Raw genomic sequence first — 9,930 nt, forward strand, 5'->3', positions numbered from 1 at the left:
GCCGAACTGTTCCGTCTGGTGACCGAGCAGTTCGGCTGGGTTCTGGCCAACCTCTAACCGCATCTTCCTCTGGCTCCTCTTCGGACGGTACCGCGTCAGTGAACGAACTTGTGGGACGCACTACTAGTTGCAGGAGAACGAACGCTGGCGCCGTTCGTGCGCGTTTTCGGAAGGCGAGGCCCGAGCCTTGACGGGAGTCCACCTTTACGCCGTCACCGGCCTGCCCGTGGTGCAGGCCGGCGATGACCTCGCAGAACTCATTGCGGGCGCGCTCCGCCATCTGCAGCTGCAGCTTCGCCAGGGCGACGTCCTGGTAGTGGCGCAGAAGGTCGTCTCCCGGGCCGAAAGGCGGCTCGTCGACCTGCGGCAGGTGCAGCCGTCCCCCGCGGCGCTGACGCTCGCGGCCCAATCGGAAAAGGACGCCCGGGTGTGCGAACTCATCCTGCGGGAGTCGCGTTCCATCGTCCGGGTGCGCCCGGGGCTCATCATCGCCCGCCACCGGCTCGGCTTCGTCTGCGCCAACGCGGGCATCGATCGCTCCAACGCCAGCGCCGACGATGAGGCCGTGCTGCTCCTGCCCGAAGACCCTGACGAGAGCGCCCGCCGGCTCCGCTATGACCTTTACAGGAAGACCGGCGTCGCGCCGGCCGTTATCATCGCGGACAGCCACGGCCGGCCGTTCCGGGAGGGGGCGGTCGGCGTCTGCATTGGCGTGGCGGGCATGGCGCCGGTGCTTTCGGAGGTGGGGCGGCAAGATCTGTTCGGCTACACGCTGCGCACCACCGCCGAGGCGGTCGCCGACGAACTGGCCTCAGCCGCCACGCTCATCATGGGCCAGGCCAACGAGGGCATCCCCGCCGTGGTGGTTCGGGGCTTGTTTGAGGCCCGGGATGCCGTACGCATCATGGGCGAGGCGGAGGCCACCGCCGGGCATCTGATTCGCCCGGAGGAGAAGGATCTGTTCGTCTGACGTCGCTTTTACATCAAGAGGTTCCGGTCACCGGACGAGTTTTTCGCGAAGGGAGCGCGGCGGTAAATGAAGCTGGGGACGATCTTGCGAGACGGTGAAGCCCACCTGGTGGCCCGGGCGGGCGACTACATGGTGGACGTGACGCGGGCGGCCCGGACGGCCCGGTGGGCGTCCGAGGGCCTGCCGCTGAGCCTCAGGCGGCTGGTGGACGCGTTCGACGCGGGGGATCCGGGGCCGATGAAGGCCGTGCGGCGTCTGGTAGAGGCGGCCATGGCCGGATCCTACGACGAGCTTTTAGAGCCCGAGTCACCGTCCATCGCCTGGCTCCCGCCCCTGGTGCCCCCGAAGATCATCGCCATCGGGCTCAACTACTGGGACCACTGCCGGGAACAGAAAGTCGAGCCGCCGAAGCAACCCGTTCTCTTTGCGAAGTGGACGAACGCGCTGAACGCTCACCGCCGTCCCATCGCGATGGCCGAGGGCAGCGATAAGGTGGACTTCGAGGCCGAACTCGGCGTCATCGTGGGCAAGAAGGCTCGCCGCCTGAGCGAAGAGAGAGCGCTGTCGGCAGTGTTCGGGTACACCACGTTCGACGACGTGACGGCGCGAGAGTACCAGAAGGGCGACGGCCAGTGGATCCGCGGCAAGTCGCAGGACACGTTCGCACCCTTCGGGCCATGGGTCGTCACCGCCGACGAGATTCCTGACCCGCAGCGCCTGCGCATTGCGTGCCGGGTGAACGGGGTGACCTACCAGGACTCGACGACCGCCGAGATGATCTTCCCCGTGCGGCACCTCCTCGCGTTCATTTCCCGGGGGATCACGCTGACGCCGGGCGACGTCATCGCCACCGGCACCCCTAACGGGGTGGGCGTCTTTCGCAACCCACCCGTCTTCCTGAAGCCTGGCGACACTGTCGAGGTCGAGATCGAGGGCATCGGGCGGCTGGTCAACCCGGTGGTCGCGGCCACCGAGGCCTCGGCGCTGGAACTACCGTCACGCTGGCCCTATTGAGAAAAACCCGGTTCTGCCGGCTGAACGTGCGTTGACATGCATGTGCATGTCAAACACCGCTCTTGTTGGGCAGAACGAATGCAGGGGCCTGGCAAGGGTGGGCCGCGGTGAGGACGACCATTGAGATTCCAGATGACCTGCGGGGAAAGTTGCTGGAGATCGCCGCCCGGCGTGGTCTGAAGGGCTACTCTGAAGTCGTCGTTGAAGCGCTCCGGCGCTATCTGGAGGAGGAAAGTCTCCGGGAGGAGCGAAAGCGCCGCATTCTTGCGCTGTGCGGCGCATGGTCGGATGAACAGGCCGAACATGCGCTCCGAGTGGCCAGGGAGTTGCGCGAGCGGTGGACTTTATCGCGGACACATCCGTCGTAATCTCATTTCTCAGAGGCCGCCAGCCCGCCGCCGGCGTCGTCAAGGAGCTGCTTGAGTGGCACCAGATGTATTTGGCACCGGTTGTCGCGTTCGAGCTCCTCGCAGGCAGTGATCCAGGTACCAAAGCTCACCATGACAGCGAATTGCTGGCCTCGTTGTATGGTCCCCGCAGGATCGCCCGGGGAGCTCGGCGCCCCGGCTACTCTGAGCCGGAGGGGCCTGCACCGGCCCTACCGGATCCTGGCGCCAGACTCTCTCCCGGTAGCTCCGGCTCTACGATGATGCGAAACCGGCGGGTCCGGGCGCAGACCGGGCAGACGAGGAGTTCGCCCGCCGTCTGGATGTAGTCGATGGCGTCCGGCCCCCGCCGCCCGCTGACCCGGAGCCGGACGCCCGCGTCCTTCGCCATCGGACGCCCGCACGCACCGCACGTCACAACGTGCTTGCGGCTCACGCCGCGCCCAGGACCAGCTTCCCGAAATGCCGCCGCTGCTCCATGATGCGGTGCGCTTCGGCCGCCTGCTCCAGCGGCAGCACCCGGTCCACGACCGGCTTGAGCTGGCCCTTCTCCACGAAAGGCAATAGTTGCAGCAGTTCCCCCTTGCTGCCCATGTACGAGCCGAAGATCTTGAGCTGCCGGGCGAAGACGTACCGGATGTCCGTCAGCCCCTCGGGCCCTGTGGTAGCGCCGCACGTGACGAGCCGCCCCCCGTGGGCCAGGCTGCGGATGCTCTTCTCCCACGTAGCCTGCCCCACGTGCTCGAAGACCACGTCGACGCCCCGGCGCCCCGTCAGCGCCCGCACCTCTTCGTCCACGTGCTTGTCCCTGTGGTTGATCACCACGTCCGCCCCAAGCCGCGTGGCCCGATCCGCCTTCTCCTCGCTTCCCACGGTGGCAATGACGCGGGCCCCAAACAGCTTCGCCACCTGAATCCCCGCGGACCCCACGCCGCTCCCGGCGCCCCACACCAGCACCGTCTCGCCGGGCCGGACCTGCGCCAGCGTCACCAGCATGTGCCAGGCCGTCAGGAAGACCAGCGGAACGGCCGCGGCGTGCGGAAAGTCCAGGTTCTTGGGCATGGGGATGACGTTGGCCTGCGGCACCACCACGAACTCCGCGTACCCGCCATCCGACCGGTTGCCGAGGATGTCGTAGTGCGGGCACAAATTGTCCCGCCCCGTCAGGCAGAACTCGCACCGGCCGCAGCTCATACCCGGGTTGATGATGACCTTCTCCCCCGGCTGGATGCCCGCAACCCCCGGCCCAAGCTGATCCACCTCGCCCGCCACGTCGGCACCCGGGATGCGCGGCAGCGCCACCTTGCGGCCGGGCAGGCCCCGCCGGTTCCACAGGTCGAGGTGGTTGAGCGCCACGGCCCTGACCCGCACCCGCACCTGCCCCGGTCCCGGTTCGGGCACCGGCAGTTGCTCCAGCTTCAGCACCTCAGGGCCGCCATGTTCGTGGAACCGCACGGCCCTCATGGTTTCGACCATCGATCCCTTCCTCCTTTTCGCGTCCGTGATACCCCCACGCGCCAGGGCGCACCAGGAGGGTTTGGTGCGGCGCCGTTTATCCCTTTACGTCCTGATCGGCCAGGAGTCTGGCCGCCTCAGGGCGAACTGGCGGGGGCGCAGGGTCCGAGAGCACGGGGGGAGTGGTGCGCTCCTATGCCGATGCGGTCGTCTCGCATGAACGCGGTAGGGACGGAGACGGCGTTCGAGGTACTCGCCGAGGTGAAGCGGCTCGAGGCGGCGGGCCGCCGCGTCTACAACTTCGCCATCGGCGAGCCCGATTTCAACACGCCGGAACACGTCAAGCAAGCCGGCATCGCCGCCATCCGGGACAACTACACCCACTACTCGCCGTCGGCCGGGATCGCACCCCTGCGAGAGGCCATTGCCCGGGAGGCCGGCCGCTTCCGGGCACTCAGCTTCTCGGCCGACGAAGTGGTGGTCACCCCGGGCGCCAAGCCCATCATCTACTATACGCTCCTGTCCTGCGTGGACCCCGGCGCTGAGGTGATCTACCCCAACCCGGGCTTCCCCATCTACGAATCCGCCATCCGCCTGGCCGGGGCCGTGCCGGTGCCGGTCTACCTGCGGGAGGAGCGGGGCTTCGCCTTCGATCCGGACGAGCTCGCCGCCCGCATCACGCCCCGCACGCGCCTCATCATCCTCAACTCCCCGCACAACCCCACCGGCGGGGTGCTTGGCCGCGACGTGCTCGAGGCGGTGGCGCGCCTCGCCGTCGAGCACGATCTGTGGGTGCTCTCCGACGAGATTTACTCCCGCATCCTGTTCGACCGGGAGTTCGTCAGCATCGCAAGCCTCCCGGGGATGAAGGAACGGGTCATCGTGCTCGACGGGTTCTCCAAGACTTACGCCATGACCGGCTGGCGGCTCGGTTACGGCATCATGCCGAAAGCCGTCGCCGAAAGCGTGGCGCGGCTTGTGACCAACGTCGAGTCGTGCACGGCCACGTTCACCCAAATGGCGGGCGTGGCCGCCCTGGAGGGCTCCCAGGAACCGGTGCGCGCCATGGTGGCGGAGTTCAAGGCGCGGCGCGACCTCGTCGTCGAACTCCTGAACGCCATCCCCGGGGTTCGGGTGGGCGTCCCGGCGGGGGCGTTCTACGTCTTCCCCAACGTGACGGAAGCCTGCAGGCGGGTCGGAACGGCCGACGCTCGAGTTTTCGCAAGCCGCTTGCTCCAGGAGGCAGGGGTGGCGGTGCTCGGCCGGCCGGCCTTCGGGACGCCGGCGCCGGACGAGGACCAGCAGTACGTCCGCCTCTCGTATGCGGCTTCCCGCCAGGAACTGCAGGAGGGTCTGAGCCGTATGCGGGAGTGGGTGGCGGAAGCGGCCGCATGAAGTTTTTCACCGAAGCCGACGTGGAGCGCCTCCTTACGATGAACGACGCGCTGGAGGCGGTGCAGGAGGCCTTCGCCCTCAAAGCCGCCGGCCAGGCGCAGAACCGGCCGCGCCAGCGGGCGGGCGGCGGCGCGTTGCTCCAGGTGATGCCGGCGGCCATCCCGGGTCTGGGCGTGATGGGGTTCAAGGCCTACACGTCCAGCCGCGAGGGCGCCCGGTTCATGGTCTTCCTGTTCGACTCGGAGTCGGGGAAGCCCCTGGCGGCCATCCAGGGGAACCGGCTTGGGCAACTGCGGACGGGAGCGGCCACCGGCGTCGCCTGCCGCTTCATGGCCCGGCCGGAAAGCCGCGTCCTGGCCCTCGTCGGCTGCGGCTACCAGGCCGAGACGCAGCTGGCCGCCGTGGCTTCGGTGCTGCCCATCGAGGAGGCCCGGGTCTTCTGCCGGACTCCGGGCCGGGCCGAGGCGTTCGGCACCCGCATGCAACCTTCGCTGCCGGGGGTTCGGCTGGTCGCCGCTGCCACAGTGCATCAGGCTGTCGAAGGCGCGGACGTGGTGGTCACCGTCACGAACTCGAAAGAGCCGGTCGTCCCGGACGAGGCCGTGGCCCCCGGAACGTGCATCTGCGCGGCCGGTTCCAACCACGCCGCGCGGAGGGAGCTGGCGGCGGCGACGGTGCTCGGCGCCCACCGGGTCGTTGTGGACGATCTGGCGCAGGCGCGCCTGGAATGCGGCGACCTGCTGGGAGCCGAAAGCGCCGGATTTTCATGGGACAAAGTCGTGGAGCTCGCCGACGTCGTGGCGGCCCGCTACCCGGGGCGGGAGCGTCCGGACGAGATCACCCTGTTCGAATCCCAGGGCGTGGCGCTGGAGGACGTGGCGCTGGGGGCGCGCCTGCTGAAGAAGGCGGAGGGCTCCGGTATCGGGCGCACCCTACCCGGTGATCCGGGCTTGTGGGGGTGACAGCTTTCGCATCGGCCGCCTCTTCAGGGTGCGGCCGGGCTTCCGGGGAAAGCCAGACGCCTTACCCATCATGGCGGGGCATGGCGTAGGCCCTTATGCCCCCAGGTAGGCCCTGCGAATGCGGGCGTCGGAGGCCAGGGCGCGGCTTTCGCCGCTGGCGAAGAGGTGCCCTGTTTCCAGAACGTAGGCCCGGTGCGCCAGCCGCAGGGCCGCCCGGGCGTTTTGCTCCACCAGCAGGATGGCGACGCCTCGCCGGTTGATGGCGCGCAGCGTCTCGAAGATGTTTCGCACAAGAAGCGGCGCCAGCCCCAGAGACGGCTCGTCGAGGAGCAGCACGCTGGGTTCGGCCATCAGAGCCCGTCCGATGGCCAGCATCTGCTGCTCGCCGCCGGATAGGGTGCCGCCGAGCTGGCGGCGCCGTTCCTGTAGCCTGGGGAAGAGGGCAAAGACGCTCTCCATCGAGCGTGCGACGGCCTGCGGGTCACGGCGGCGCAGGAAGGCACCGAGGCGCAGGTTCTCCTCGACGGTGAGCGTGGCGAAAATGCGCCGCCCCTCGGGGACGTGGGCCACGCCCCGTCGGACGACTTCATCCGGGGGCAGGTGGGTGATGGGCTCGCCCCGCAGCCGGACGGTACCCGAGGTGGGCCGCACGAGCCCGGAGATCGCGCGCAGGGTCGTGGACTTGCCGGCGCCGTTTGCGCCCAGAAGCGCCACGATCTCGCCCGGGTGGACTTCCAGGCTCAACCCCGCCAGGGCGTGCACCCGGTCGTAGTGGACGTGGACGTCCTCAAGCTGGAGTAGCGGCGGCGCCGGTTGCGTCTTTTGAGCCTGCATCCTCGTCCTCTACTTCCTGGCCAAGGTAAGCCTCAATCACCGCCGGGTCAGCCTGGACAGACGCCGGTGGGCCCTCGGCGATCTTACGGCCCTGGTCCATTACCACGATCCGGTCTGAGATGCCCATGACCACGCTCATGTGGTGCTCGATGAGCAGGATGGTGATCCCGTCGTCCCGCAGCTTCCGGATGAACTCCATCAGCCACGCCCGCTCGGCATCGGAAAGCCCGCTCGCCGGCTCGTCCAGGATGAGCAGCGCGGGCTCGGTGGCAAGCGCCCGGGCGATCTCGAGCCGACGCTGGTCGCCGTATGGCAGGTGGCGGGCAAGGCGCTGCTCGTGGTGAGCGATGCCCAGCCGCTGCAGAAGCTCGCGGGCGCGGCTGGCGGCGTGGCGTTCCTCCAGGCGGTGCCGCTGGGTCCCGAAAACTGCATCGAGTATCCCGCTGTGCGCAGACCGGTGCAGCCCGGCCATCACGTTCTCCAGGGCCGTCAGGTTCCGAAAGAGGCGGATGGTCTGAAACGTGCGTGCCACGCCCAGCCCCGTGATCTCGTGGGGCTTGAGACCTACCACGCTGCGGCCCCGCAAGCGGATGTCGCCCGTGTCCGGCCGGTAGATGCCGGTGATCAGGTTGAAGAGGGTGGTTTTCCCCGCGCCGTTGGGCCCGATGAGCCCCACGATCTCGCCCGGCCAGACCTCCATGCTGACGCGGTCGCACGCCACCACGCCGCCGAACCGCCGGCTCACCTCGCTGAGCTCGAGAAGCGCTGTTCCGTCCCCGGCAGAGGGACGGCCGGCAAGCGGGTGCAGTGCCGTTGCCGCTCGGGCGGCTTGCATGCGTTCAGCCATGCGCCGACCCCCTCGTTTGTGGCCCAGGCGCCGCCATGCCCTCGATGGGTGAATTCGCTTGCGCCGTCGAAGACGTCGCTTCAGGTGCCGGACCGACCTCCCGGTAAGCCCTGGCCGCCCGCAGCCAGAGCGCGCTCGGCCAGAGCCCCTCGGGCCGGAAGACCATCATGGCCACCATGGCCGCCCCGAACACGAGCATGCGGGCCTGCGCGAACTCCCGGAAGAGTTCGGGCAGTACCCACATCGCAAACGCCCCCAGCATCACCCCGGGGATGGAACCGGGCCCGCCCAGCACCACCATGCTGAAGATGACCACCGACTCCCAGAAGTTGAACCGCTCCGGCGCGATGACCGTCATCCGGGCCGCGTACAGGCTACCGGCCACTCCCGCAAGCCCCGCTCCCAGCACGAACGCCAGCAGCTTGACGCGCACGGGGTCGATGCCCATGGCCTGGGCGGCGACTTCGTCTTCCCGGATGTAGTTCCAGGCGCGGCCGATCCTCGACCGCTGCAGCCGCAGCGTGATCCAGATGGTGGCCGCCACGATGACCCAGATCAGGTGAAAGTAGTGCGCCGGCTGGCGAATGGTGAACGACCCCAGCACCGGCCGGTCGATGCCGAAAATCCCGTTCGGGCCGCCGGTCAGGCCGAACAGGTTGTTGGTCAGCGCGATCCGCACGATCTCGCCGAACCCGATGGTGACCATCGCCAGGTAGTCGCCCCGAAGGTGCAGGATGGGGCGGGTGAGGATGGCCCCGGCGGCAGCCGCCACCGCGAAGCTAACCGGCAGGAGCACCAGCGTGGGAATCTCAAAGCGGGTGTTGAGGATGGCCGTCGTGTACGCTCCCACGGCGTAGAATGCGGCGTGCCCCAGGTTGAACAACCCCGCCTCCCCCACGATGAGGTTGAGGCTGAGGGCGAGCAAGGCGTAGATGCCGTAAAAGTTGGCCACGTCGATCCAGTAAGCGTTTCGCACGACGACGGGAAACAGAGCCCACGCCACTCCCGCCGCCGCGACCCACAGCCAGGCGTGCCTCAAAGCTTCTCCGCCACCCGCTCCCCCAGAAGCCCGGTGGGCCTCACGATGAGGATGAGGATGAGAACGAAAAAGGTGATGGCGTCCTTCCACGCCACGGAGATGTAGCCCGAACCCATCGCCTCCAGGAGTCCCAGCAAGAGCCCCCCGACCATGGCGCCCGGGATGTTGCCGATGCCGCCCAGGATGGCCGCCGTAAACGCCCGCAGCCCGTAGGTCCACCCCATGGTGAAGTTGATCTGGCGGTAATACAGTCCGATGAGAAGCCCTGCCACCGCCCCCAGCGCCGGGCCCAGCACGAACACCCACTGGATGACCCGGTCCACCTTGATGCCCATCAGCCGGGCGGCCTCATGGTCGAGGGCCGTTGCGCGGATGGCCATCCCCAGCGCCGTGCGCTGAACGAACAGGTACAGCCCCACCATCAGGGCCACCGAAATGCCCAGAATCACGAACTGCAGCAGCGTGATCTCGATACCGAACACCGGCGCCGACCACGCTGGCAGGAGCCCCTCGGGCAGCACCTGATAGCGCGGGCCGTAAATGAGCATGACGGCGTTCTGTAAGAACACGCTGGCCCCCAGCGCCGACACCACGGGCGCAAGGCGGGTCGAATGCCGCAGCGGGCGATAGGCGATCCGTTCCAGAGCGAGCCCCACGGCGGCGACCGCCACGGCCACCCCGATGGCAACGATCACCAGGAAGAGGACCGCGCCCTGCCACACGTTGCCGCCCCCGGCCGCGGGCGCGCCGCCCAGCGCGGAGGCGCTCCCCAGACCCAGGACGGTGGTGGCGGACAGCGTCAGGTACGCGCCCAGCATGAAGAGTTCACCGTGGGCAAAGTTGATGAGCCGCAGCACGCCGTAAACCATGGTGTAGCCCAGAGCGACCAGAGCGTAGACGGAACCCAGGGTCAGACCGTTCACCAGCTGCTGGGCGAAAAGCTGCACGATTCAACCTCCTGCCTGCGCCTGCGGGCAAGCCCTGGAGTGCAGGAAAGGCGGGGGCGAGCCGGCGATTCTCCCCTCGCC

Annotated in this window: 11 protein-coding genes; 5 read left to right on the forward strand and 6 right to left on the reverse strand. The window is 68.4% G+C overall.

The annotated features are described in order from the left end of the window. Positions 1-187: 187 nt before the first annotated feature. The 3 genes from cofE to AB1609_08430 all read left to right on the forward strand — a co-directional run bounded on the left by cofE (position 188) and on the right by AB1609_08430 (position 2,352). Positions 188-970, forward strand: a complete 783-nt coding sequence (cofE, locus tag AB1609_08420) for a coenzyme F420-0:L-glutamate ligase (protein ID MEW6046492.1) — start codon at positions 188-190, stop codon at positions 968-970. Positions 971-1,036: 66 nt separating this feature from the next. Beyond that, entirely contained in the window at positions 1,037-1,984 is a 948-nt protein-coding gene (locus AB1609_08425) for a fumarylacetoacetate hydrolase family protein (protein ID MEW6046493.1), read from the forward strand. A gap of 107 nt (positions 1,985-2,091) precedes the next feature. Further along, entirely contained in the window at positions 2,092-2,352 is a 261-nt protein-coding gene (locus AB1609_08430) for a type II toxin-antitoxin system VapB family antitoxin (GenBank protein ID MEW6046494.1), read from the forward strand. A gap of 199 nt (positions 2,353-2,551) precedes the next feature. Here the strand turns inward: AB1609_08430 and AB1609_08435 are convergent, their stop codons facing one another. Together AB1609_08435 and AB1609_08440 are read right to left on the reverse strand one after the other, a co-directional pair. After that, positions 2,552-2,761, reverse strand: a complete 210-nt coding sequence (locus tag AB1609_08435; GenBank protein ID MEW6046495.1) for a hypothetical protein — start codon at positions 2,759-2,761, stop codon at positions 2,552-2,554. Between the two features lie 41 nt (positions 2,762-2,802). Continuing rightward, positions 2,803-3,834, reverse strand: a complete 1,032-nt coding sequence (locus AB1609_08440) for a zinc-binding dehydrogenase (GenBank protein ID MEW6046496.1) — start codon at positions 3,832-3,834, stop codon at positions 2,803-2,805. A 207-nt stretch (positions 3,835-4,041) separates the two neighbouring features. Between AB1609_08440 and AB1609_08445 the strand changes: the two genes are divergently transcribed. Both AB1609_08445 and AB1609_08450 read left to right on the forward strand, forming a co-directional pair. Further along, positions 4,042-5,220, forward strand: coding sequence for a pyridoxal phosphate-dependent aminotransferase (locus tag AB1609_08445; protein ID MEW6046497.1), 1,179 nt, complete (start codon positions 4,042-4,044; stop codon positions 5,218-5,220). Then, positions 5,217-6,182 carry an ornithine cyclodeaminase family protein gene (locus AB1609_08450; GenBank protein MEW6046498.1) on the forward strand — a complete coding sequence of 322 codons (966 nt, stop codon included), beginning with the start codon at positions 5,217-5,219 and terminating at the stop codon, positions 6,180-6,182. Before AB1609_08445 ends, AB1609_08450 begins: the two co-directional genes overlap by 4 nt. 93 nt (positions 6,183-6,275) lie before the next feature. Here AB1609_08450 and AB1609_08455 read toward each other — a convergent pair whose 3' ends face one another. Genes AB1609_08455 through AB1609_08470 form a run of 4 tightly spaced genes read right to left on the reverse strand, consistent with a single transcriptional unit; the run spans position 6,276 to position 9,849 of the window. Further along, positions 6,276-7,016, reverse strand: a complete 741-nt coding sequence (locus AB1609_08455) for an ABC transporter ATP-binding protein (protein MEW6046499.1) — start codon at positions 7,014-7,016, stop codon at positions 6,276-6,278. Then, complete coding sequence (locus tag AB1609_08460) at positions 6,970-7,863, reverse strand: ABC transporter ATP-binding protein (GenBank protein MEW6046500.1); 894 nt, start codon at positions 7,861-7,863, stop codon at positions 6,970-6,972. Before AB1609_08460 ends, AB1609_08455 begins: the two co-directional genes overlap by 47 nt. Continuing rightward, positions 7,856-8,902 carry a branched-chain amino acid ABC transporter permease gene (locus AB1609_08465; protein ID MEW6046501.1) on the reverse strand — a complete coding sequence of 349 codons (1,047 nt, stop codon included), beginning with the start codon at positions 8,900-8,902 and terminating at the stop codon, positions 7,856-7,858. Before AB1609_08465 ends, AB1609_08460 begins: the two co-directional genes overlap by 8 nt. Then, entirely contained in the window at positions 8,899-9,849 is a 951-nt protein-coding gene (locus AB1609_08470) for a branched-chain amino acid ABC transporter permease (protein ID MEW6046502.1), read from the reverse strand. Before AB1609_08470 ends, AB1609_08465 begins: the two co-directional genes overlap by 4 nt. Positions 9,850-9,930 lie beyond the last annotated feature (81 nt).

It is taken from the genome of Bacillota bacterium, from assembly GCA_040754675.1.
GTDB lineage: Bacteria > Bacillota > Limnochordia > Limnochordales > Geochordaceae > Geochorda.